The organism is Desulfobotulus alkaliphilus, assembly GCF_007830435.1.
Lineage (GTDB): Bacteria > Desulfobacterota > Desulfobacteria > Desulfobacterales > ASO4-4 > Desulfobotulus > Desulfobotulus alkaliphilus.
On sequence record NZ_VLLC01000010.1, the window covers coordinates 40,537 to 65,550 of the forward strand.

24 protein-coding genes are annotated in these 25,014 nt (G+C 53.1%); all 24 read right to left on the reverse strand.

What is annotated here, in order from left to right; all coding sequences use genetic code 11:
* Positions 1–32 precede the first annotated feature (32 nt).
* Positions 33–716, reverse strand: coding sequence for a flagellar hook-basal body protein (locus LZ24_RS07545; RefSeq protein WP_144684173.1), 684 nt, complete (start codon positions 714–716; stop codon positions 33–35).
* A 178-nt stretch (positions 717–894) separates the two neighbouring features.
* Complete coding sequence (locus LZ24_RS07550) at positions 895–1,185, reverse strand: EscU/YscU/HrcU family type III secretion system export apparatus switch protein (protein WP_144684175.1); 291 nt, start codon at positions 1,183–1,185, stop codon at positions 895–897.
* 24 nt (positions 1,186–1,209) lie between these two features.
* A complete protein-coding gene (gene fliK / locus LZ24_RS07555; RefSeq protein ID WP_144684177.1) occupies positions 1,210–2,265 on the reverse strand; it encodes a flagellar hook-length control protein FliK in 1,056 nt (351 codons plus the stop codon).
* Entirely contained in the window at positions 2,265–2,738 is a 474-nt protein-coding gene (locus LZ24_RS07560; protein ID WP_144684179.1) for a DUF6115 domain-containing protein, read from the reverse strand. Before LZ24_RS07560 ends, fliK begins: the two co-directional genes overlap by 1 nt.
* A gap of 21 nt (positions 2,739–2,759) precedes the next feature.
* Entirely contained in the window at positions 2,760–3,068 is a 309-nt protein-coding gene (locus LZ24_RS07565) for a hypothetical protein (protein WP_144684181.1), read from the reverse strand.
* Positions 3,069–3,153: 85 nt separating this feature from the next.
* Positions 3,154–5,751, reverse strand: coding sequence for a hypothetical protein (locus LZ24_RS07570; RefSeq protein WP_144684183.1), 2,598 nt, complete (start codon positions 5,749–5,751; stop codon positions 3,154–3,156).
* Positions 5,752–5,770: 19 nt separating this feature from the next.
* Positions 5,771–6,514 (reverse strand): FliA/WhiG family RNA polymerase sigma factor, encoded by a 744-nt coding sequence (locus LZ24_RS07575; RefSeq protein ID WP_246118550.1) that lies wholly within the window; start codon positions 6,512–6,514, stop codon positions 5,771–5,773.
* A 42-nt stretch (positions 6,515–6,556) separates the two neighbouring features.
* Complete coding sequence (locus LZ24_RS07580) at positions 6,557–7,450, reverse strand: MinD/ParA family protein (RefSeq protein ID WP_246118551.1); 894 nt, start codon at positions 7,448–7,450, stop codon at positions 6,557–6,559.
* A gap of 24 nt (positions 7,451–7,474) precedes the next feature.
* Entirely contained in the window at positions 7,475–8,713 is a 1,239-nt protein-coding gene (gene flhF / locus LZ24_RS07585; RefSeq protein ID WP_144684185.1) for a flagellar biosynthesis protein FlhF, read from the reverse strand.
* Between the two features lies 1 nt (position 8,714).
* Entirely contained in the window at positions 8,715–10,799 is a 2,085-nt protein-coding gene (gene flhA, locus LZ24_RS07590; protein WP_144684187.1) for a flagellar biosynthesis protein FlhA, read from the reverse strand.
* A 107-nt stretch (positions 10,800–10,906) separates the two neighbouring features.
* Positions 10,907–11,977 (reverse strand): flagellar biosynthesis protein FlhB, encoded by a 1,071-nt coding sequence (gene flhB, locus LZ24_RS07595; RefSeq protein WP_144684189.1) that lies wholly within the window; start codon positions 11,975–11,977, stop codon positions 10,907–10,909.
* Positions 11,978–11,986: 9 nt separating this feature from the next.
* Positions 11,987–12,775, reverse strand: coding sequence for a flagellar biosynthetic protein FliR (gene fliR / locus LZ24_RS07600; protein ID WP_144684191.1), 789 nt, complete (start codon positions 12,773–12,775; stop codon positions 11,987–11,989).
* Positions 12,776–12,781: 6 nt separating this feature from the next.
* Positions 12,782–13,051: a flagellar biosynthesis protein FliQ gene (fliQ, locus tag LZ24_RS07605; RefSeq protein ID WP_144684193.1), complete on the reverse strand. Its 270-nt coding sequence runs from the start codon at positions 13,049–13,051 to the stop codon at positions 12,782–12,784.
* A gap of 13 nt (positions 13,052–13,064) precedes the next feature.
* On the reverse strand, positions 13,065–13,883 hold the full coding sequence (gene fliP / locus LZ24_RS07610; RefSeq protein ID WP_281282280.1) for a flagellar type III secretion system pore protein FliP: 819 nt from the start codon (positions 13,881–13,883) through the stop codon (positions 13,065–13,067).
* A complete protein-coding gene (gene fliO, locus LZ24_RS07615; protein ID WP_144684195.1) occupies positions 13,873–14,259 on the reverse strand; it encodes a flagellar biosynthetic protein FliO in 387 nt (128 codons plus the stop codon). Before fliO ends, fliP begins: the two co-directional genes overlap by 11 nt.
* Positions 14,260–14,348: 89 nt before the next feature.
* Positions 14,349–14,684 carry a flagellar motor switch protein FliN gene (gene fliN / locus LZ24_RS07620; RefSeq protein WP_144684197.1) on the reverse strand — a complete coding sequence of 112 codons (336 nt, stop codon included), beginning with the start codon at positions 14,682–14,684 and terminating at the stop codon, positions 14,349–14,351.
* 494 nt (positions 14,685–15,178) lie between these two features.
* Complete coding sequence (gene fliM, locus LZ24_RS07625) at positions 15,179–16,162, reverse strand: flagellar motor switch protein FliM (RefSeq protein ID WP_144684199.1); 984 nt, start codon at positions 16,160–16,162, stop codon at positions 15,179–15,181.
* 162 nt (positions 16,163–16,324) lie between these two features.
* A complete protein-coding gene (locus LZ24_RS07630) occupies positions 16,325–16,846 on the reverse strand; it encodes a flagellar basal body-associated FliL family protein (RefSeq protein WP_144684201.1) in 522 nt (173 codons plus the stop codon).
* On the reverse strand, positions 16,836–17,483 hold the full coding sequence (locus LZ24_RS07635; protein WP_144684203.1) for a flagellar motor protein MotB: 648 nt from the start codon (positions 17,481–17,483) through the stop codon (positions 16,836–16,838). Before LZ24_RS07635 ends, LZ24_RS07630 begins: the two co-directional genes overlap by 11 nt.
* A complete protein-coding gene (locus tag LZ24_RS07640; protein WP_144684205.1) occupies positions 17,480–18,160 on the reverse strand; it encodes a hypothetical protein in 681 nt (226 codons plus the stop codon). Before LZ24_RS07640 ends, LZ24_RS07635 begins: the two co-directional genes overlap by 4 nt.
* Entirely contained in the window at positions 18,150–18,926 is a 777-nt protein-coding gene (locus LZ24_RS07645) for a motility protein A (protein WP_144684333.1), read from the reverse strand. The genes LZ24_RS07640 and LZ24_RS07645 overlap by 11 nt, the downstream gene beginning before the upstream one ends.
* 207 nt (positions 18,927–19,133) lie before the next feature.
* Positions 19,134–21,875 carry a flagellar hook-basal body complex protein gene (locus LZ24_RS07650; RefSeq protein WP_144684207.1) on the reverse strand — a complete coding sequence of 914 codons (2,742 nt, stop codon included), beginning with the start codon at positions 21,873–21,875 and terminating at the stop codon, positions 19,134–19,136.
* 65 nt (positions 21,876–21,940) lie between these two features.
* Positions 21,941–23,023 carry a FlgD immunoglobulin-like domain containing protein gene (locus LZ24_RS07655; protein WP_144684209.1) on the reverse strand — a complete coding sequence of 361 codons (1,083 nt, stop codon included), beginning with the start codon at positions 23,021–23,023 and terminating at the stop codon, positions 21,941–21,943.
* Positions 23,024–23,039: 16 nt separating this feature from the next.
* On the reverse strand, positions 23,040–24,806 hold the full coding sequence (locus tag LZ24_RS07660) for a flagellar hook-length control protein FliK (RefSeq protein WP_144684211.1): 1,767 nt from the start codon (positions 24,804–24,806) through the stop codon (positions 23,040–23,042).
* Between the last annotated feature and the right edge of the window lie 208 nt (positions 24,807–25,014).

A 25,014-nucleotide genomic window follows, 5' to 3' on the forward strand; every position in this document is an offset into this window, starting at 1 on the left:
CCTCCCTTCATTAAAAACATATAAAACGACCATCAGGCAGGCGAACGTCCCAGCTCCGTAATGGCCTTGGTGTCTATCTCATCGATGGTCATCATCATCTTCTGCTGAATTTCATACATGCGGTGTATGGAAATCATGTGGCTCATTTCCTCCACAACCTCCACATTGGCCATTTCCAGAGCCCCCTGCTTCACCCGTATGTTGGGCGGCGGCAGGGCATCGTCATCATCCCCCTTGTAACGAAAAAGGGTCCGGCCTTCCTTTTCAAGACCTTCAAGGTTTTGAAAGGTCACAACATCAAGAGCCCCCACCAGCGCCTCATCCACAAAAATATTGCCCTGGGCATCGGCAAAAACCCGGCCATCGGCCACACCAAGGGGGGCTCCCCCGGACAGAACAGCTTCACCCTGCTGTGTCACCAGAAAACCATCGGCATTCACCGTGAAATTACCGTTCCGCGTATACCTTGGTCCCCTGCTGGTTTCGATGACAAAAAAACCTTCATCTTCCAGGGCAAAATCCAGATCATTGCCCGTCATGCGCACCGGCCCCTGGGTGAGATCCGTATGGAGCTGTGCCCTGAAAGCCTTATCAAAGGATACAATGTCTTTTTTAAAACCCGGCGTATCCGCATTGGCCAGGTGATTGGATGTGTTTTCAAAATGTCTTTCCTGCCGCAGGCCACCCTGCACAGGCCGTGTCATCTGAAGAATCATGGCGTCCTCCCTTTCGCTCTGACCTGATTCAAAGCAAAAAAAATGCCATGAAACTCAAAAGGCCCACAAAAGGCCCTTTGAAGAATTCCATGACACCTTACACAAAAATTTGCGCCACTTCATTGACGCAGGCTGCCCGGCAATTTTGACAGGACAGGGAAAAAACTACCGGGATGCATCAGGGCTTTCGTTTTTTCCCGGTTCTGTAAACAAAGGCCAGAAGCTCCGCCACCACCTGATACAACTCCGGCGGCACTTCCTTTCCCACATCCAGCGCTTCCAGAAGATTCACAAGATCCCGGTCTTCCTTCACGGGGATACCATGTTCTTCCGCCAGCTCCATGATTCTTCTGGCAATACTTCCCCGGCCCCTGGCCATGACCTTGGGAGCCGCATCCTCCAGCACCTTGTAACGGAGGGCCACGGCCTTGCGCGGTCCTTTACCAGCCTTTCCCTTTTCTTCTGCCATCGGGCTTCCCCCGTCCCATAAAAATCACACAACCACCCCCCAGCCGTCACCCGGCACAGCAGCCGCAGCTTCTTCCCAGACCCCATTGTTCTCCAGAAGCTGATACCTCACGGGAAGCACCCGGAAGCCAAGGGTCTTAAGCCGCTGGACCAGATCAGGCATTTCTTCTTCAAAAAGGGATAAAACCGCTCTATCCTCCGCCCGAAACCCCAGTTGCAGCTCTTTGCCGAAAAGAAGGGCATCGGCCCGGATGCGTCCCAGACTTTCCAGATCCAGATCCAGACCGGCACGGAGAACCTTAGGGTCCGGGTCTCCCCCGCTGCCTTCTCCCAAATCCATAAAAAAACGGCCCATAAAAAAAATCCCGTCCATGCTCAAGGGAAGCGGCAGGGAAATACGGCCCTGATCCACCAGATTTCTGGCAATCATTTCCCGGAAATCCTGCACCAGCTCAAGGCCTTCCTTTCCTCCTTCTTTTTCCGCAAGGCTAGCAAGGGAAAAAAGCATGTCCTCTTTGGCCCCGGAAATCAAAGACTCCCGCATGGCCGAAGGCTCATGGAAAAAAGATCGCACCAGTGAGGTCAAAGCCTGCTGACTTGCCTTCACATCGGAAGCCATGGATAAAAAAGGCAGGGAAAGGCCCGGTTTTGAAGCACCTGAATCCTGCATACTCCGGCCCTGCACAAGGGAGGAAAGGAGCTGCAGCACACGCCCCATGGATCGTGGGCCATGGCTGAACCGGCCTGCTCCTGCCTGCGTGGACATAGAGGGTGTTTTTTCATTAAGGAAATCATGGGAAGAAAGGGAGGCTGATTTTTCACCCTGAACGGGCTGGGGGAGAATTTCCAGAACCGGCCCTTTGGGAGTGGCATGGATACGCAGCTCCACAAAAGTGCCGGGGGCAAGGGGTTTTTCCGGACGCAGCAGAAGGCTCTGGCCTGCAAAACTCAGACGAATCCTGCCATCGGCAAGGCCCGCTGCCACCTTTGCGCTGTAACGGGCTCCGGGCCGGAGAAGGGCTTCCAGACGGCTCTGTTCACGGATTCCCGGAAGGGATGAAAGGGACAGGGAAAATGACATCAGCGGGAAAGGGCATCCAGTTTGCGTTTCAATTCCAATATCAGGCTCACTTCACCGGGACTGACGGCCAGATCCCTTGCAATGCGTTCGGCATCCCTGCCCTGATCCGCCAGATCCAGCACGGCACCCTGCAGATCCATGGACTCACTTGTATGCCGTTGACTTTCTGCGGCTTTCAGGGTGGCTTCCGTACGGTTTACCATCAGGCTCAGGGCCGTAATTCTGCGGTCCAGATTCTCATTGAGGCTTTGAATCAGACGCTGCTTCTCCCGAAGCTGTTCATCAAATGACTGGGAAAGATCCCGTGCCTGATCCACCAGCGGAGCAAGGCTGGCAAGTACACGGTCCACGGCCTTGTGCACGGCCTCGTCCTCCAGACGGCGCATCAGACGACGCAGGCTGAGAATCACAAAAAATATCAAAAAGATATTGGCAACCATGGGGATGGCAACCCAGTAAAGAAGCGTATCCACAGAATCCTCTTCCAAAAGATGTCAGGCACGGGTGTTCACAAGACTTCCCACACCTTCTGAGTGCCGGGTTTCCAGGGCTTTCTCCTGCTTCTCCTGTCCTTCCCTTTTTTCCGAGTCCCGGCCTTCATGTCCGCCTTCCTTACCATCCCTGCCCGCCTTGAAGGCTTCCTCACTGAGCTGCACTTCTTCCCGCCGCCGGGCTTCCCGCTCCGGCTGCACTGCATTGGCGGCCTGGGAGGAATCGTAGGGCTGGGCCTTCAGGTTATGGGCTTCCCGCACAGCCCCCCCCTGTTGTATCACCATATTGAGATTGGGTATGGTCGTCATCATGGCCTCCCCTTAAAGAAGGTTTCCTGCAAAAAAAGAAAAGCCTCTTGAGGCTGTTCCATAAAAGTAAGGAGCCCTTTCGAAAAGATCAACCAATGGAAATGCGGGTAAACACCACCCGAAGTACCGGAGCGTCCTGAAAAGACTCATTTAGAGCATCAATTAGACTGTTTTGCAAGTTTTCTTCCGTAATTTCCGTATTTTCAGATGCATCCACAGCCCTTTTCAGGGACTGAAAAATCACATCCCGGAAACGGGCGGGCTCTTTCTCATAAAACATGGCCGCCTGCGGGGAAAGATCTATGGAAAGGTCTGTCATCAGGTAGGCCGTGTGGGCAACCCCCGGTGAAGAGGGCACAATGAATCCAGGAAGATCCAGAGAAACAATGGCAGGCTGAACCGGCAAAGGGCTTTCCTCCGCAGGTAGGGTTTCGGGAAGTGCTGATTCTGCCATGGAAATATCCTCTACTGGAGACCGGAAGAACCACCAGCCACCAGCCCCTGCCATCATCAGAAAGGCAATGCCCGCAGCCAGTGCCATGGGCCACTTTTTTCGCTTCTTTTTTTCAGACGCTTTTTTTTCATCCGCAGGCACAAGGACCACACGCTCCTCTTCCTGTGGAAGCTTTTCTTCCGGAACTGACTTTTCTGCAGAGGATTCTTCAACCGGAGATTCTTCGGAAGCGGGCTCCGTGAGAATTGTATCAAAATCCACAACCGTCTCTGCCCCATCCTCCATGTTGTTCAGAAGGGCGTCCAGATCCTCCTGACTGATAACATCTTTACCTTCCTGAAAAGACAGCTCTTCCTGAGCAAGTGCTTCTTCCTGGACAGCTTCCTTTTCTGGGGTGGGGTCCTCCACCACCACATCTTTCATCAACTCTTCAAGGTCCTGCTGGGAAATCAACAGTTCCGCATCCGACTCTCCTTCACCGCCATTATCTTCACCCGGTGGCGTGTTGCCCAGCAGCTTTTCAATGTCATCCTGGGAAATCAGAAGATCCTCTTCCACATCCCCCTTACTTTTTTCTTCTCCCATGCCGGATAAAAGACGGTCAATGTCATCCTGCCCGATGAAATCATCTTCTGCCTTTTCTTCCCCTGCCAGCGGCACCGGTTCCTGGGATTCCGGAGCTGCTTTTTCCCCGGCCTGCTCTGCCTGATGGGCCTTAAGGAGGGCATCAAGATAATCCTGACTCAGAAGATTGGAGCCTTCTTCTGTTTCATGGGAAGGTAAGGGATCGGGCTCTTTGGCTACGGAAGCTTCCGGCGCAGCAAGCCCCAGAAGCCTGTCAAGCTCATCCTGAGAAATTGCCGGGCTGTCCTTATCCCATTCTGAATCCTCCTCCTGTGACGGTGGTGTTTCTGCGTTTGCATTGCCACCGGATAAAAGGGCCTCGATGTCATCCTGACTCAGGGTCTCATTACCCGTATCCCCTTCAGCAGGCGCTGGCGTTTCCGATGGAGGGGCGCTTTTGCCGCCATCCCCCGATAAAAGGCTTTCTATATCGTCCTGACTCAGGGTCTCATTGCCCATATCATCTTCAGAAACCGCTGGCGTTCCCGCAGGAGCATCGCTTTTACCGCCATCCCCCGATAAAAGGGCTTCGATGTCGTCCTGACTCAGGGTCTCATTGCCCATATCCTCTTCAGAAACCGCTGGCGTTTCCGAAGGAGGGGTATCGCTTTTGCCGCTGTCTCCCGATAAGAGGGCCTCGATGTCGTCCTGACTCAGGGTCTCATTGCCCATATCCTCTTCAGAAACCGCTGGCGTTTCCGAAGGAGTATCGCTTTTACCGCCATCCCCCGATAAAAGGGCTTCGATGTCGTCCTGACTCAGGGTATCATTGCCCATATCATCTTCAGAAACCGCTGGCGTTCCCGCAGGAGCATCGCTTTTACCGCCATCCCCCGATAAGAGGGCCTCGATGTCATCCTGACTCAGGGTCTCATTGCCCGTATCCCCTTCAACAGGCGCAGGCTCTTCCGCAAGAGCAGTATCGCTTTTGCCGCCCCCCCCCGATAAGAGGGCCTCGATGTCATCCTGACTCAGGGTATCATTGCTAAAATCATCTTCTGTGGAAGGAGACGGGGCAGGGGCAGTTGTTTCCGGCCTGGCATCGCCACCGGAAAAAAGGGCTTCAATGTCATCCTGACTCAGGGTATCACTGCTAAAATCATCTTCAACGGGGGCAGATGTGGCAGGGGCAGTTGTTTCCGGCTTGGCATCGCCACCGGAAAAAAGGGCTTCGATGTCGTCCTGACCCAGGGTGTCACTGCTAAAATCATCTTCTGCAGGGGACTGATTCTCCTGTACAGGGGGTGCTTTGAAATCACTTTCCGCAAACAGGGCATCAATATCCGCCTGCCCCACCATTCCCGATGCAAAGGGGTCCGCCTCCTCCCCGGGATGTGCAGCATCTGTTTCCGGGGTTCTGGTTTCAGGGGAAGGAACGGAAAAATCCCCCCGCAGAAAGGCATCAATTTCATCCTGGGTGACCGTATCAAAATCAGATCCGGCGGAAGAGACTTCTGCGGCTGCCTCCGCAACTCCGTCTTTTTTTTCATCATGCCCGCCCGCAGCATCCAGCCCTCTGGCCTCCGTTTCCAGACCACGCAGCAGATCATCAATGTCATCCTGACCGATCTCAAGATCAATTCCGGATTTTCCATTTTTTTCCGCCATGCCCAGCCCCTTTTATTCTTCAGACATCCATTTCAGCTCCCCGCAGTCTTGTGCGCATTTTTACAAGGGCTGCGGAATGAATCTGGCAAACACGGGATTCGGTACGGTCCAGCACCTCACCGATTTCCTTTAATGTCAGATCTTCAAAGTAATAAAGAGAAAGCACAAGCTGTTCCTTTTCCGAGAGACCTGCTATCACCTTTGCCATGCGGGCCTTCATCTCTTCTTCTGCAAACCGGTCTTCCGGATTATCCTGACCCGTCAGCTGATCCTGAAAGGATTTTCCCGAATCCCTGTCCTTATCTGCTCCCCGGATACTGGCATCCAGATTCAGGAGGGCTGCACTGTGAATTTCTGCAAGAACATCCTGATAGGCTTCCAGAGAAAGGCCCATGGCCTCTGCCACTTCGCTTTCCTCCGCAGGCCTTCCCAACTCCCTTTCCACCCCGGCGAGGGCCCTTTCCACATCCTGGGCCTTTTTACGCAGGGATCTGGAAAACCAGTCCAGACTGCGCAGCTCGTCGAGAATGGCTCCCTTGATGCGGAACTGGGCATAGGTTCTGAACTTCACGTCCTTTTCAGGATCAAACTTATCCACAGCATCCATGAGGCCAAGGCTGCCCGCACTCATCAGTTCATCCAGGGAAACGGACTGGGGAATGCGCATGGAAATACGCAGGGCCACACTGCGGACCAGATCCGCATGGGCCACGATCATGGCCTCCCTTTCCTCGGCTGAGAGAATCCCTTTCAAAACAATCACGCCCTTTCATTCTGATAAAACCCTGCCCGCAGAGGCTGCCCCTCAGGCAGGCGGCAATGCCGTAAAACGCTTGAAAAAAAGCCTGATGGAACCTTCTGTATCATGGCGGCGGGGCGCACTGACAAGCACTTTGGCAAGCTTTGCGATCTGCTGACTGCATTCCGCACGGGGATAGGCCGTAAAGACCGTTTTCCTTTCCTGAACGGATCTCCGCAACATGGGGTCCATGGAAATATGTCCCATATATTCCAGAACCGCCCCCGTCAGAAAACGCTCCGCAGCCTGATTCAGGGTGAGGAAAACCTGTTTGGCCTCTTTCACACTGCTTACCATGTTTACCACAAGTTTAAAATGCCTGGCCCCGTGTTCGGCCGTCATCACCTTCATCATGGCATAGGCATCGGTGATGGAAGTGGGTTCAGGCGTTGCCACCAGAAGACATTCATCCGCCGCCAGATTGAAATAAAGCACATTTTTGGAGATGCCCGCCCCCGTATCAATCAGCACCACATCTGCTTTAAGATTCGCATCTTCAAACTCTCCCAACAGGGTCAGCTTCTGGCCCTCGGTGAGATGGGTCAGCCCGCTGGTGCCGGAACCTGCGGGAATGATGCGGATTCTGTCCGCCGGAGAAACCATCACTTCGTTCAGCGTCTTTTCTCCGTTCAGGACATGGCCGATATGGAAGGCCGGGCGGATGCCAAAAAGAATATCAATATTGGCAAGGCCCAGATCCGCATCCAGAATCAGCACCTCCTTTCCCATGCCTGCAAAGGCGCGGGCGAGATTGCCCACAAGGTTGGTCTTCCCAACCCCGCCCTTGCCGCTGCTCACGGCGATCACCCTTGGCTGATCTGAAGACAGGGCTGCCACAGCCTGCCTGCGCTGCGCGCCCTGACGGCTGATCATTTTTCTCAAACTCGTTGCCTGATCCACCCTTTTCTCCCTTCTTCCTGAACCTTACGGGGTTCCTGAAGTTTCAAAAATACGCTGTAAAAGGCCCTTGCGGGTCACAGGATGAATATCTTCGGGAACCCGCTGCCCGTCGGTCACATAGGAGACCGGCAGCGGATAATCCGCCAACTGATCCAGAATGCCTCCCCTTTTGCGGGTTTCATCCAGCTTGGTGAATACATAGGATCTCGGGGAAAGCTGGGAAAAATTCTCCGCAGCCTCCCGCATGTTTTCCCGGCCCGTGGCCGCACTGAGAACCAGATGGGTGGCAATGGCCTGCCGCCCTCCCAGAAGTCCGGCCAGCTCTTCCATGCGTGCATGATCCAGATGGGACAGTCCTGCGGTATCAATGAGAATGACTTCCCGGTTCTGCATCTGCCGCAAAGCCGTCTGAAGATCTTCCCGGTTAAAGGCAGGAAGACAGGGAATTCCCATGATACCGGCATAGGTTTTCAACTGCTCCAGAGCACCGATACGGTAGGAGTCTACGGAAATCAGTCCCACCCGTTTTTTTTGTTTCAGGCTTAAATCTGCGGCCAGCTTGGCAATGGTGGTGGTTTTCCCCACACCCGTGGGACCGGCAAAGGCCACCACACAGCGCTGCCCCGTAAGGGATTCAAAGGGCTGCATCCCCTCAATGAGTGCCATCATCTCCACAAACACCCTGCGGGAAAGGGCTTCTTTACCTGCTCCTGCAGCCTGGGCCGATGTTTCCATGAGCTGCCTTGCCCGTTTTTCCGTAAGGCCCGTACGCACCAGCCGGGTATAAAGGCTGAGGCTTTCCGGGTGTCTTGTAATAAAATCAGGAATATGTTCTCCCTGCTGCAGCAGAAAAAGCATGTCCCGGATACTCACAAGCTCATGCTGTACCTGCTGCCAGCCCACTCCCGTGGCAGAAGCCCCAGAGGAAAAATCCTCAGGTACCCGGTCCAGAACGGCAGCCACATCTTCTTCTGCATCCTCACCCTTTACGCTGAATTTTCTTTCTGGAATCTTCCCGGAGGCCTTCAGGGGAGAAACTCCCGTACGCAGGCGAAGGTTCCGCACGGGGGCTTCTTTTCTGACCAGAGGTTTTTTCTGTTCCTCTGCCGCAGCCGTCACCTCAAAGCCGCCGGATCCATAGGGATTTCTGGGATCAATGGGCGATTTACGCGTAGAAAGAATCACGGCATTCACACCCAGCTCCGATTTGACCTGTGCCAGGGCCTCCTGAATGGAAGGGGCCCGAAAGGTTTTTACGCTCATCTTACAGGGTCACCTTTCCAATGGCTTGAATGTTGACATTCTGCACAATTTCCGCATGGGAAGTCACGGCAAGGGTGGGAATATTCTGCTCCAGAAGCCGCCTTAAGTGACGCCGCAGGCTGGGATTGCAGAGAAGAACCGGCTGAATATTCTGGTTCAGGGCCTTTTCCATTTCTCCCCTGACACCCGCCATCAGCTGTTCCGCCAGCCGGGGATCCACGGCAAGGTAGGCACCATGTTCCGTATTCTGAATGCTCTTGGTCAGGGTTTCTTCCAGCTTCCTGTCCAGGGTCAGCACGGGCAGGTTGCCATCGGGTCCCATGTAGGGCGCAAGGATGGAGCGTGACAGTTTCTGACGCACATACTCCGTTAAAAGATCCGGATCCTTGCTCATGGTTCCGTAATCCGCCAGGGTTTCCACAATGGTGAGCAGATCCCGGACCGAAACCCTTTCCGCAAGGAGATTCTGAAGCACTTTCTGTACCATACCAAGACTCATGATCGAAGGCACCAGTTCTTCCACGGCCTTGGGGCTGTTTTTGGCGAGGTTGTCCAGAAGATGCTGCACTTCCTGCCTGCCCAGAAGTTCCGCCACATTGCTGCGGATGATTTCCGTCAGGTGGGTGGCCACAACGGTGGAATTGTCCACCACCGTATATCCGGAGAACTTGGCTTCTTCTTCCAGATCCGCTGAAATCCAGATGGCCTGAAGCCCGAATGCCGGTTCCGTGGTGGGGAAACCGTCCATACGGCGGCTCACATCTCCGGGATCCATGGCCAGCACATGGTTGACCATCAGCTCGTACCGGGCCATTTCCACGCCCTTGATCAGCATGCGGTATTCCGCAGGCCTCAGGTTCAGGTTATCCCGGATATGAATGGGCGGAATGACAATCCCCATCTCCGTTGCAAACTGCCTGCGCATGGACCGTATGCGGCTTAAGAGAGTACCATCCTGGGAGCTGTCCACCAGAGGAATCAGCCCATACCCCACCTCCAGCTCCATGGCGTCCATATTCAGAAGATGCTCCACCTCTTCCGGCCCGGAAACCGGCGCTGCGGCATCCTCTTCGCCGGCCGCCTCTTTTTCTGCGGCCTCTTCCTGGCTGCGGCCCTTTGACATAAGGTAAAGGGTTCCCCCCAGTGCCAACCCCAGACTCATGAAGGGAATACCGGGAAGACCCGGCACAAGCCCCAGAGCAAAAACCAGACAGGATGCCACATAAATGGGCGTGGTTTTGGAAAAAATCAGCTTGGAAAAGGCCTGCCCGAGGCGATCATCCTCCCCGCCCCTGGAAACGAGAATACCCGCAGCCGTAGAAATGATGAGGGCAGGAATCTGGGTTACCAGACCATCCCCCACCGTAAGCAGGGTATAATTGGCTGCGGCCTGTCCCACGGGCATCCCCGCCAGCACCCCAATGATCAGCCCGCCCACAAGGTTGATGCCCGTGATGATAATCCCTGCAATGGCATCCCCCTTGACAAACTTGGAGGCACCGTCCATGGAACCGTGGAACTCCGATTCCCGGGCAATGGTCATGCGCCGCTCCTTGGCCTCCCTTTCATCAATGATACCGGCGTTGAGGTCCGCATCAATGGCCATCTGCTTGCCGGGCATGGCATCCAGGGTAAAACGGGCCGCCACTTCCGCAATGCGGCCTGCACCCTTGGTAATAACCATAAAGTTGATCAGTACCAGAATCACAAAGATAATCAGGCCCACCACATAATCCCCGCCCACAACAAAATTGCCGAAGGACTGAATGACAGTTCCCGCCGCCTGGGGCCCTTCATTGCCCCGCAGCAGAATCAGCCGCGTGGAGGCCACGTTCAGGGCCAGCCGGAAAAGGGTAAGCACCAGAAGCATGGTTGGAAAAATGGAAAATTCCAGCGACCTTTTGGTGTACATGGTGGTGATCAGTACAATGATGGCAAGGGTGATGTTCAGGGCCAGAAAAAAGTCCAGAAGAAAGGCAGGCACAGGCAAAAGCATGGCCAGAAGAATACCCACCACCGCAAGAACCATTACGATGTCGGCATATTCCTTACGAACACCCTGAAAAAGACCGCCCGCTTCTGCCATTGAAAACCCCTGTCAGAGAAAAGTATCTTTTAAAAAATCAGACCAGCCAAAGCCATCATCCGTCATGATCCTGACGCACAACACCCTGAACCGTCATTTTTTTGGCCTTATTTCCGGCCCCTGCCCTTGAGTTTATACACATAGGCCAGAACCTCGGCCACGGCCTGATAAAGATCCGCAGGGATGGCCTGCCCCACTTCCACCCATTGAAACAAATTCCGTGCCAGCGGCTTGTTCTCCACAATGGGCACCCCCGCCTCCTTTGCCACGGCCCTGATGCGTTCAGCCATGCTTCCAGCACCCTTGGCCAGCACCTCAGGCGACTGCATGTTAATGGCATCGTACTTAAGGGCTACGGCAATATGGGTGGGGTTGGTCACCACCACATCGGCCTTGGGCACATCCTGCATCATCCTTTTTTTGGATGCCTCAAACTGCAACTGGCGGATGCGGCTTTTAATCAGAGGGTCCCCCTCGGTCTGCTTGCCCTCATCCTTCACCTCCTGCTTGGTCATCTTGATCTGCTGATCAAAATTCCAGCGCTGAAAAATCAGATCCAGCAAGGCCACAAACACCATGGCCAGCAGCACCCAGAGGAAAATCTTGAAGGAAATTTTCACGATGAACAAAAGAATGGTGGCCACATTGTGGTCATAAAGGCGCATCATATGGGGCATCTCACCCTTAACCGCCCGCCATGACACATAAAAAATAATGGTAATTTTAAGAATACTTTTAAAAAGCTCCATCAGACTTTTTTTGGAAAAAATCCGGCCAAATCCCTTGATGGGGCTAATTTTACTGGCTTTGGGCTCTATGGCTTTCCAGGCCAGCACAAAACCCACCTGAAAGGCATTGGCAAAAAAAGAAGCCAGAAAAACCGCCAGAAGAAGGGGGGCAATGACCCAGAAAGCCTGCATCCCATAGGTCGTCATCCACAAAAGAGCCTGTTGTATATGTACTTCAGGAACGCTGGAAAAGGTAAGGGACTGCCGCATTACATTGGTCAGACGCTCATAATACATACTGGCCATGGCATAAAGGGTGGCCACACCGATGAGAAGGACCACAACGGAAGGCACTTCCGTACTTTTTGCCACCTGCCCCTCCTCACGGCTCTGCTGGCGTTTTTTTGGGGTGGCATCCTCGGTTTTTTCCTGTCCGCTTTCTTCGGGCATCCCCTCCTCCTATCCACCGCCAAACATACGCAGTACATAATGCAGCATGCCTGGAAAATCCTGAATATAGGCCCTGGAAAAACGAACGATCACCTCAAAAACCGCAGCAAAGAAAATCAGACCCACAGCAATTTTTAAAGGAAAGGAGATGATCAGCACATTCATCTGGGGGGCAAATTTGGCGGTGATACCAAAGGCCACGGACACAAAGAGAAGGGCCACGATGGCGGGGGCCCCGATCTTGATACCCGTAATGAACATGGAGGCGGTCATTCCCATGATCTGATTAAAAAATACCTCGGGCAGGGCAAAACCACCCGGCGGCACCATATGGAAACTTTCCACCAGCGCCCTGAGCAGTATGTAGTGACCATCCAGCAGAATAAAAACCGTAATGACAGTCCAGTATCCCAGCTGCTCTATCACCGACACCTGGCTTCCTGTCTGGGGATCCACAACATTGACCATGGAAAACCCCATCTGAAAGCCGATGAGAAGCCCTGCAAGCTGGACGGCTGCAAAAAAAAGCCGCACCACAAGGGCAATGACCATCCCCACAAAAAGCTCCGATACGAGGAGAATGGGCGCCATGAGTACCTTGTCGGGAAAATGATCCGGGTCTGTGGAGACGGTGGAAAAAAGGACGAGGGTGATGGAAAGGGCCAGCCCCGCCTTGACCAGAGCCGGAAAGGATTCACTGCCGAAAAAGGGAAAAAGAAACAGAATCACCGAAACCCTTGTCAGCACAAGGAGAAAGTGACGCATTTCATCCGGGGTAAAAATATTAAGAATTTCCATGGATAGTCACCGGATGTACATGGGAATATTTTCCATGATCCTTGCCGTATAGCTGGTCATCTTTTCCAGCATCCAGGGAGCAAAAAAAATCAGGGAAAAAAACACTGCAAGAATCTTCGGTACAAAGGAAAGGGTCATTTCCTGTATGGAGGTCACGGCCTGAAAAATACTCACCATCAGTCCTACCCCCAGACCGATGAGCAGAAGGGGAGCTGCGATGAGAAGTGTCAGCCAGACGGCTTCCTGTCCGAAACTCACAACAAATTCTGGCGTCATACGGCACCTCCTCTTATGGTATGGCAAAACTGCGTATCAATGAGCCTGCAATGAGATGCCAGCCATCCACCAGCACAAAAAGCATGAGCTTGAAGGGCAGGGATATCATTACCGGCGGCAGCATCATCATGCCCATGGCCAGCAGCACACTGGCCACCACCATATCAATGATCAAAAAAGGCACATAAATCACAAAGCCAATGATAAAGGCCGTTTTCAGCTCGGATATGACAAAGGCGGGAATCAGGTGCAGCAAACTGACACTGTCACGGTTCTCGGGCTTATCCGCCCCGGCTACCTTGATAAAAAGGGCAAGATCCTTTTCACGGGTGTTGACCAGCATAAATTCACGGATGGGTTTTTCCGCATTGGCAAAGGCTTCCTGATAGGTAATCTGATCCTCCAGATAGGGATCCAGGGCATTCTCATAAACTTCAGTCCAGACCGGTTTCATTATGAAAAAGGTCATGAAAAGGGCAAGGCCAATCACCACCTGATTGGGCGGGCTGCTCTGGATACCGATGGCCTGCCGCAGAAAGTGAAATACCACCACAATGCGGGTAAAGGAGGTCATGAGTACCAGTATGGCCGGTGCCAGAGTCAGAATGGTGAGAAGGGCCAACACCTCCAGGGCAATGGCCACATCCCTTGGACCCGTGGCCTCTTCCACACCGATACGGATGGAAGGCAGGGGAAAGGTCACGGCCTGGGCCATGAAGGGAAAAAAGAATCCTGCACCGGCAATCAGCAGAAAATAAAAGGTCGCCTTCTTTTTCCCTGCCCCTTTCTTCGGGCCGTCATTTCTGCCCATGGCATCTGCATCAACGCGCATCCACTACCTCCGGAACCTCTTCCGCTTCCGTTTTCTTTTTCTGTGCACCGGACAAAAAATCCGCAAAGCCCGGCCGGGATAAAGAAGCCCCTTCTTTTTCTTCCTCAGAAAATTCCGCAAGGGTACGGATGGAAGAGGCTGTCACGCCCAAAAGCAGCTCCCTTTTTCCAAGGGCCACAAGCACCACCCGCTCCTTCGGCCCCACCTGAAGGGCTTCCACGACCCGCAAACGCCCGGAAATTCCCCTGAAACTACTTAAGCGCCGGAGCAGGTACAGGGTCAGCAGCAAAAGGGCCAAAACCAGTATCAGGGTAGCGCCACCCTTCAGGACCAGCAGGCCAAAATCCGGGACCGCAGCCCCTACCCCTTCTTCCATAAGTCACTCTCCGGCTCAGATCTTTTACTCACAAGGGTCGGTCATCAGGCCCATGTATCGTCAGCACGGCAATTTTAACAAATCTGCCCTCAAGCCAGGGTCCGCACCCGCTCCATGGGACTGATGATATCCGTCAGACGCACGCCAAACTTTTCATTAACCACAACCACCTCACCCCGGGCTACCAGCTTGCGGTTAATGTAAATTTCCAAAGGTTCCCCGGCCAGTTTGTTCAACTCCACAATGGAACCCTGCCCCAGTTGCAGCAGATCATTGACAAGCATGCGGCTGCGGCCCAGTTCCACGGACAGTTCCAGGGGAATATCCAGAATAAAATCCAGATCCCTTTCGGCAATATCGCCGCTTTCTGCAGGCTCCTGATGCCTTGCTGCGGCTTCCTGACCTTCCAGCTCCTCATCTGTCATGGATCCTCCTCATTTTAAGGCCTTTAAGGTCTTTAAAAAAATGTAACTATTCAGAACAGTTATTCCGAATTGCCAATACTGTAATTACAACAGTTTTGTATTGTTGCAAGGCTCCGTGGCTATTTGCAAGTGACATTGCAATCGTTTCGGATCAGAGCTTTGCAGGCCTGTGCGAAAGAAGCGGCAAACTGTCTGAGCCGCCACAAAGGCAGCGTGCCAAGGCCTGCTATGGTAATCAAAAAGCTTATCCTGCCTGTGGCGGGGGGGTTTTGCCGCTTCCGCACAGGGCAAGAAGCTCCCGAATAAGATTGCGTCACGGGCAAATAGCCTGGGGCCTGTGCATCTGTCTTGCAGGTATGGTCTTTGGAAAAAGGTGCTGAACAGCAACCCACGCCGTGTTACGGCGCTTTGTCATAAAGTAACTTTTGAAGTTACTCAGAAGTTACAAAAAAATAAACAGCCTCTGCCTCCAGCAGCCCCTTATTTATAAAACATTATTTATAAAGCATTTTCATCTTGTCCGTAATACGGAAAGCCTGAAAGCCCCGCTGCACACCGGCAAATCCCTTGAGTTTGCCAACACCTTCCACATAAGCCGTAAGGGGCTGTTCTGCGTCCTGCTCCAGGGGAATCACATCACCGGGCTGCATGGTAATGAGCTGCTCTCCTGTAATTTCCGTACGTCCCAACTCCACGGAAAGTATCACGTCAGACTCCACAATAATTTCCTTGAGCCGCTTCTGCCAGGTATAGTCCACATCCTCCACCTCGGCCTGGAAACCCGATGACAGCTTATGCCGCAGGGGCTCAATCATGGAGTAGGGCTGACAGAGAACCAGCTTTCCCGCAGACTGCTCCAGCTCCACCTCAAAGCGGGTCACAATAACAAGGTCTGTGGGCAGAACAATGGTGGCAAACTGGGGGTTCACCTCGCTGCGTACAAGGGTGGTCTGTATGGGTTCCACGGGGGCCCAGGAATTTTTCAGGTCCTCCAGACAGGAGAGAACCACCTTGCGTATCATGACCTCTTCGATGGTGGTGAATTCCCGGCCCTCCACCTTGGCCTTACCCGTTCCCTTACCACCAAAAAAGGTGTCAATGAGGTTGAAAACCAGCTGGCTTTCCAGTACCAGCAGGGCGTGACCACGAAGAGGATCCATGCGGAAAACGTGAAGGCTTGTGGGAACGGGAAGGGATCTGCCAAATTCGGAGAACTTCAGGGTATCTAAAGATTCGGAACTGATATCCACGTTGGTGTGCAGCAGCATGGACAGGCTGGACCGTACCTCACGGGCAAAACGTTCATTGATCACCTCAAAGGTGGGCATACGCCCACGAATAACCTTGTCCTGACTGGAAAAATCATAATGCCCGATGCCTTCGGCATCCATGGGCATATCCTGTTCCGTCTCCACCTTGCCGGTACTTAAACCGTCCAGCAGGCTGTCAACTTCTTCCTGGGTCAGAATTTCACTCATGCATCACCCTTTATCCCCATACCCGATAAGCACCCAATTCACCCCACCAGCACGTAAAACCCCTGTCATTTCTTAACTGCAGATCACACCCTGCCATGGCATCTTGCCATAGAGTAACTTATGAAGTTGCTCAGAAGAAAGGATCGGGCCTTCAAAACCGCCCTAGGTGGGCCAGTGGATCATATAATCTGTAATATAAAGCCCCCTGACCCGCACACCACCGGAAACCTCTTCCACCAGATCCGTCAGTTCATACTTCAGTTTCAATTTGCCTGCCACACTTTCCCAGTCTTCGGCCCTGCCCTTTTCCACATGCTCCCGGATCGCAGAGATAATCCTTTCCCGGTGCCGAAGCAGACGGGGCAGGCCATCGGGCCCCTCCTCCGCCACAATGGCAATTCCCAGACGCAGGGGAAGGCGGATACCCTCTTCAACGGTCACAGGAATCTTCATTACAGGAAGCCGCCAGAGTCCAGGAATAAGGGCCGCCGTTTCCACTGGCGCAAACTCATACATTTCTTCCTTTTCCTTGGGCTCCGGTGGCGTACTGAACAGAAAAAATGCAAGCATCATGCCCGCGCATACCACAATCACAAAAAAAACAAGCATCCAGACCCAAAGGGCAAAAGGCCCCTTCTTTTCCCGCAGATTCATACCCTTAAGATTTTTTTTCTTATCGGACATCCCCATCCTCCAGAATCAAAAAAGTCACCCTCCGGTTCCAGGCTCGCTGTCGGCTGTCCTCACCAGCATAAAGGGCAGGATATTTCCTGTCCAGGGCAATACCCATGGTATCCGCAGCCAGTCCCGCCTGTTCCACAAGATAGCGCCGGACTTCCACGGCCCTTTCCATGGCAAGGGCTGCGGCAGGCTCCCCCTCCATTCCGGTGTCGGGATATCCCTGCACCAGAACCATGGCGCCAAGGGGCCTGAAAATATCCGATACGGCCTGCAGAAACAAAGGCGCTTCAGGCCGCAGGGCAATGGCCCCCGCATCAAAAATTCCATCGGACTCCAGAGTCAGACGGAGGTTTTCTGCACTCTCTTCCAGATGCAGGGTTTTTGCAATACCTGCGGGGAGTGCTGCCAGCTCACGGCGAAGCCTCAGACTTAAGGCACCGGCCAGCCCCCCCTCTTCCCTTTCTTCTACGGCTTTTTCCTGCACAAAAAAAGAAAAGGCTTCCTGCAGCCTTTCCTTTTCAAGGGTCTTCATGGCAAAAAGCATGATAAAAAAAGTAAGCAGTAAAAGCAGAAGATCGGCAAAGGTGTGCAGCCATTCCGTCCGGGCAGGCCTTATTTTCTGTTTCTTTTTAAGCCTCATGGATTCTCCGAAAAAACCCGGAAGAAAAAATCCCGGAACATAAAAGGCCCGCCGCCGGAAGATCCCCTCCCTGAAAAAACCAGAAGGACCCTTGCATTTTCTTCATCCCTGCCCTGTCCGTAGGCAAACTCAGGAACCAGATCCCCGAATCCCCAGACCTGCATTGCAGACCCCATAACTTCGGCAACAGCCAATCCCCGGAGCAGGGTCTCGCGCAATGCGGCATCCGGACTGCGGCCTTCCTTCCGCCGGGCATGGACCATGATGCGCTTTCCCTCAAAATGCTCCGGAATGGCGGCCCGTATATCTTCCATCAGCAACTTCCCCTCACCGGAAAAGAGATGGGATTCCGGACCAAACAGGGCCTTTTGCGGAAAGCGTATCCAGAAATTCCCCTGGGCATCCACCATATACCTGCCTTCCGGCCCCAGCCTTGAAACCAGAGCCGTCAATTCCATGACACCCGGTTCATCAAAACGATACCGCCAGACTCCCGGCCGTAAAGCCCCCAGATCCGCAACACTGCCAAAGCCTGTCCGCACGGACTGAAGCACCCTTTCTCCCCGGTAGATATCCGGAGAAGACAGGGCATTGAGAAAGGCAAAAAAAGCCAGAAGAATTAAAAAAAGTGCTACCCAAAGCATGGCGTTTCCGGAGAAAAAAAACTTATTTTTCATCACTTTTTCCTGCTACCGTCTTAAGTGATGGCTGCCTGTGGGCCCGCATCCGCCAGGCCAGCACCCTTGGGTGCTCACCCCGGGCAAGGGAAACCAGCCCATCCACCAGCATCTGTTTTTCACGGGCTTCCTGCCTGTCCAGTGCCCGCAGCTTTCCCGCAAGGGGAAGAAAAACAAGATTGGAAAGAAGAGCCCCATAAAAGGTTGTGAGAAGGGCCACGGCCATCCCCGGCCCGATGGCATCGGGATCATGGAGATTCTGCAGCATCTGTATCAGCCCGATAAGGGTCCCCACCATGCCCAGAGCCGGTGCATAACTTCCCATGGTGGCAAAAATTTCCGCACCCGCCTCATGCCGCTCACCGGATGCTTCCAGCCCCGAAAGCATAATTTCCCTGATGATGGCAGGATCTACACCGTCCACGGCCAGTTGCAGACCTTCCGCAAGGAAAGGGTCTGTTTCCCCGGGGATCATTTTTTCAAGACTGAGAACCCCGTCGCGTCTGGCCTTATGGGCCATGGCTGTGAGCTTATCAACGCTGGCATCCCCTGTGTCACCGGAGGAAAAAAAAACCCGCATCAGCCGTCTGAAAACCGGAAGGAGGTCTCTCACCGGATAATGGATCAGCGTCGCCCCCAGGGTTCCTCCCACCACAATGAGAAAGGCCTGTAAATTGAAGAAAAAAAGCAGCCCCCCTCCCATGAAGACCGCAAGTCCCACCAGTCCGAAGGCCGATACAATGCCAATAAGGGTTGCCATATCCATATAAATACCTGTCCTGCCATAAAATGCAGCCTTGATATCAAAAACCTCACCCATGGAGACACACAAGATGTTTCAGGGCGAAACCCGGAGAATAAATGATCAGATATTATATATACCATTGCCTTCCATCCAAAAGCAAACCGGATTCAGGCCTTTGAAAAAGGCAGGAATCCGGTCAGAAAGTAACTGTTTATGGTAAAAGAGAAATCAGCGCTTCATTTGAATCACCGTTTCCAGCATACCATCCACCGTGGTTACGGTCTTGGAGTTGGCCTGGAATCCCCTCTGGGTAGTGATCATTCTTACAAACTCATCACCGATGTCCACATTGCTCATCTCAAGGGAGTTGGGAGAGAGCTTGCCAAGGCCGTTGGAACCGGGCCGACCCGTAATGGCGTTGCCGCTTTCCCGGGTTTCCCTGTAGAGGTTCCCCCCCTCCTTGTACAGGCCCTGATTGTTCATGAACTTGGCCAGCCCCACCCTGTAAAGGGGAATGAGCTGCCCGTTGGAGTACATACCCGTCATCACCCCTTCGGAAGAAACATTCACCCCTTCCAGATCCCCGGCACCATATCCGTCTGCCGTCTGATAGATGGTAGAAGAAGTCCGGGCATACTGGGTTGTAGTAAGGGATGAGTTGATGAAATTCAGGCCATCAAAGGCCGTACCAATATTAAAGGATATCTTCTGCTCGGTGGTACGATAGGTCCCATCCGTGGCCATGCGGCCCGCACTGCCCAGAAAATCCGCCGTGAACTCATAAAATCCGTCACTGTTAATATCCCTTGCACCCAGACGGCGCCAGGAAGTGCCCCCCTGTATGTCAAAGGAAATGACACTGCTTTCCACATTGGCTCCGTGACGCATGGGTTCGGTGAAGGTAAAAACAATGTCTTCTCTGTCATTTTCTCCACCGGAACCGTCAAGATCAATATACACCCTGTCCTTGTCACCCCTTACAACGGCATTGGGATAGTCTTCGGGCCTGACACGGGGGTTGATATCAAAGGAAAAAACATTTCCTCCAATTGCAGGGTCACTAAACGTCCATTCCACATCCGCATTGCTGCTGCCGTCAAAGCTGATGGCCAGCCTGGTGGGACTAACAGCAGGATCTATAGGATCATCATTAAGAATTACGGCGTTGGGGTACTCCCTTGGGGCTACAGGATTAATGGCAAAGGTTAAGCTATCTCCATCCATGCCCGGTGCAGGGAGGTTAAATTGCAAATCAATACTCCCATCACCATTTAAATCTATCATTATGTTGCCGTCGCCATCGACACCAATATCCGCAGCACCGTAGCCGGGAATAGTACCGTCCCAATCACCAGTAACATCATTGTAAGTTAACACAACATTTCCGGTTGCAACGGTCATTGCCCGAGGATTATTCACAGTCATAGTGGTGTTTGTTGTGGTAATCTGGCCGGCCCCTCCAACAAAGGTAGCATTTCTGGGGTCATCAAGGTTCCAGACCCATCCTGTCCCATCAACCCAGGTCACCTGCAACCCCGCCACCTGCTGGTTCAAAACCGCAGGATTTACAACTTCTATATTACCAATAGTGCCCCATCCGGGGACAGTATCACCCACCTCATCTCCCACCGCTCCCATCACATTCCGCACACTGGGATTACTCATGTACCATTCCCCCCGTCCGTCCGCACCTCCCCTGGGGTTCCATACAAGATTCATCCCCTCCATGTCCCTGATCATAACACTGGGATCATTGATCATCATCGTGGTGTTATCATTGGCCGTATCGCCCCGGTAACTGAGGCCCACCACATTCTGAACATGGGCATCCCTGGGCTTGTTGATGTCAAACTTCAGAGAATCCGTAGCCACGGCGTTGGAAGCAAGACGAATAATCATATCCGGTTCCGGCTCCGTATCCGTGGGATCCGGATCAAAAACAATTTCTATGCGCCGTGCATCGGAATAAATGATCTGGGCATTGGCATAGGCCTGAGGTATGGGGTTCTGAAACTGCCAGCGATCACCATCATATTCCACATGGAAATCAAAACCGTCTGAATCCATGGGTTCCGTGGAATTGAGCACAAAGGTGAGGTCATCGTAACGGTTCACTCCTTCAGAGCGCACATTACCAATGCGGCCCGTATATTTCTCCATGGTCATATCCGCAATGGAACCATCGGATTCATTAAAATGAATCACCCCTCTGGCCAGAAGGCCCTGCCCCGGAGTTCCCTGCACACCGAGCCGTTTGTCTTCGGAAGGGTTCATGGTGATGATGTACTCCCAGTCCGAACCGGATTTCTTATCATAATAAATGGTAATATCATGGGTGCTGCCAAGGGCATCATAAACCTTGACTACGGTCTGATATTCATAGCTGTTGGGGGGAACAGGCGGCTGTTTACCCGCATCCCAGGCATTGGACAACACAACGGACTGGCTTGCCGCATCGGCATCCAGGTTGGTAATGGCCGTAATTTCCGAAGTCTGTTTCGGAGGAGATGTAAAAGACTGCAAAATGATACTGGTCATGGCACCCATATCATTGCCCGTTTCTTCATCAAGCTTCCAGCCCTGAACCACCATACCCTCAGGGGTCACAAGTTTGCCGTCTTTGTCAAAATTAAAATTCCCCGCACGGGTATAGTACTCCTGATTGCTGGCCGGATGCCGGACCACAAAAAAACCGTTACCACCAATGGAAAGGTCGGTGGCATTGCCCGTGGATTCAAAGGATCCCTGATTGTGAAGGTTATCCACGCTGCCAAGGGCCATACCACGACCCATCTGGGCCGAGCCCGACTGGGTACCTACGGTCTGGTTGAGGACATCGGCAAAGGTATAGCGGCTTCCCTTGAAACCCACGGTGTTCACATTGGATATATTGTCACCGATCACCTGCATGGATCTGCCCATGTTGGTAAGACCGCTGGTTCCCGTATAAAGAGAGCTTGTGAGAGACATAAGGCACCTCCGGATCAAAAAACGTTAAAAAAAGACTCCGGTTCCGGAATACTATAAAATAATATTTATCCGACACTCCGGACGGCACCGGAAGAAACCAGACTCCCATCCACATTCAGATAGGGAATTCCATTTCTGTACACAAGGCCCGTAACCTCCCCGGAAACCCGGGTATCTGCCATGGCTCCCTTGCTGAGAACCCTGTAGGAATAAATGCCCGGAGCCACGGTTACACCAAAACGATCCTTACCATCCCAGGAAATCTCATGGAAATCCCCACCGGATTTTGTTCCTTCATACAAAGACTTCACAAGATTGCCCTCCCTGTCATAGATCTCCACCAGCACCTCATCTTCCCGGTCCAGGGTGTAACCGGGAATATTCCCGAGAATACGACCGTCAAAATCAATGCTGGCCGTTTCCGCGGTCACCTCCCTGCCGATATATTCCATGGGACTGATCACCGGGGCTGTGGCAGGTTTTTCCCACACCTTGAGAAGACTTTCAGGGTCCACAAAGGTACCCTTGACCTGAAGGTAGGCTTTTCCGTTGGCATAAAGAATACCCTCCACCGTACCCTCCACAGTAGTCTGTACCCGCTCCATCCCACCGGGTCCCATGGCAATCACATCATAGCGATAGGAACCATCCGCTACCTGCCGGTCTCCGGTATCCCTTGCATCCCAGGAGATGGGATGGGAGCCTGCCTCCTGCTGGCCCAGAGAAAGGGTTCGGACCTGCTGGCCCTTTTCATCATAAATGTTAATGGTGACAGAAGCGTTCTCCTCCAGGGTGTAAAAGCCACCCACGGCCTTACCGCTGGAAACCTCTATGGAATCCACCTCCGCAAGGATTTCCTTACCCATGTAGGCTTCCAGATCCCTTGAAGAACCAGCCTCCATGGCTTTGAGAATACTTTCCAGGGTTTTATTGGTATTAAAGGCCGCCTCCAGCTGGGAGAACTGGGCCAGCTGGGATGTAAAATCCGTTCCTTCCATGGGATTCAGCGGATCCTGATTCTGGAGCTGGGCCACCAGCATGGTGAGAAAGGCCTCCCTTCCCAGGGGATCTTTTTCCTCATCTTCCCTTGCTTTATACTCCGATGCAACCCTGGCCAGCGCTGCATTACCCATTGCATTTGTTTCCATTTTTGCCCCCTTATCCTCAGGCCATCAGATGCAGCCGGGAATCCCTGCTGTTAACGGGTATGGATACCGGATGCCTTCGGCCTCCGGATTCTGCCGCTGTGGTCCCATTTTTTTCAGATTTTTTTGATCTTCGGGACTCTCTCTCCCGCTCGCGCTCCCGGAAAAGGGCAGAATCAAAATCCGGAGACACACTGACCTCAATACGCTCCACCCGCATCCCCTGCTCCTGCATCTGGGCCTTGAGCTCCGCAGCCTGGGCAAGGAGCAGTTCATGGGTTCCCTTCTGCTCCGCAAGCATTCTGATATTCACAACACCTGCAATATTTTCAATGCGCAAATGCAAACGACCGAGATGCTCCGGCTTCAACTGGAAACTCACCTCATTCTGCCCATCACGGATGGCATCGGCCATCTTACGACCCACCTGATCCATCACAAAGGCAGGGGGGGGCGGGGGCGGAGCAGGGTCCGATCTCGTAATCCTGTTCTCAGAACCTTTTGCTCCCTGTGCCGCAAGAACCGGATCTGTGAGCTGGCCTTCTCCCTTTACATTTTTCTTTTCTGCTGCCCTGAACATATCCTGTGGTCTGGCCCCAGATCCGGATCCATGATCTTCTCCACTATCTCCCCCCTGAAACCCTCCCATGGATTTTATCTTCCCCAAAATAGAATCCTCACCATTCCCAGCTCCGCCAGTGTCGGCCTGCAAAAGGTACTCTTTAAGATTCCAGTGTTTCTTTGCCTCACTCTTCTCAATAAAATCGATTAAATCCTTTTCGGATAAATACGATTTCCGTTCCGCTTCCAGCACTGTTGCTTCCATGACTGGCTCACCACCACGCATATCCGCCCACTGATATGGCTGCCCCCCGGAATCTGTTACACCTTTCCCCATGGCAGCCTCCCTTGCCTCCGTAACCCCCAGAAACCTGCCCCCCGGCTGTATCTGACGAAGAAAATCTGCTGCAACCTCATGGGCTGGCAAATGGAATTCCGCTTTTCTCTCAGAAGCCCTGGCAGACATATCCCTGCCTGCCAGGGCAGCCAGCACAGATTTTTCCAGAAGCCTTGCCGTATCATGGGAAAAACCCTTTTCCTGCCCCCCCGCACCCATAGCCCTCAGATGCCCAAGCATGCTGTCCAGCACGCCGATAACACCGGCCCCGGATGTTCCCCCTGCACCACCCAAACCGCCTTCGCTCAGATCCTGCCGCAGAAGGGCCAGCTCACGCCCCAGCCTGTCCAAAGAAAACCCCTGCCCCTCCATAGCGGAGCGGTCCAGCATGGTATGGATTCTTTCCCGGGAAACCCCAAGATCATTGAGAAAATTGTATATATAAGGCAGAGAACCCAGAGACAGACCGGATGAATCGGGAACCAGCTCCATATCCATTTCCTCTGAAGTCATCCTCAAGCGATCCAGCAAACGCCCCATGGAAAGGTTTTCCCTGCTGCCATTTTCAATGACATCCAGAAGGGTGTCACGGGCATCCCCCTCAAGGCCGGACCCCAGAATCATCTGCCTGAGCCAGTCAAGGGCTTCCGGGTCTACGGTCATATCCTGTCGGCCCATTCCCGTGAGAGCCTGAAGCTGCATGCGCATCCTGTCGAGAACAGCCTGCAGGGAAAGCCTGGGATCGGCCTTTGCCCCTCCTTTTTCTGGCAGCCCTCTGGCTTTTTCCAGAAAAGCATCAAAACCTCGCCCCTCCGCCCCCTGACTTCCGGACCGGGATGGCACGAAACCCTTTTCAAAAGACATGGCTGGTGCTGGCGAAAAAATCATGGGAGGGGGTTCCTTTCTTCCGGCAAACAGATCCCTGTCAAAACAAGCAGATCCCAAAAGGTGTCTGCTTATCCTTTTAGCAATCCATATGCCAGCCGATAAAAAGAAGGAAAGCACCTGATTTAAAAAGACAAGTCACAAAAACACTCCGACATCCATGGTGCTGCAAAGGTGAAAACGGTAAATCTTTCCCCCAGAACCCGGAAAA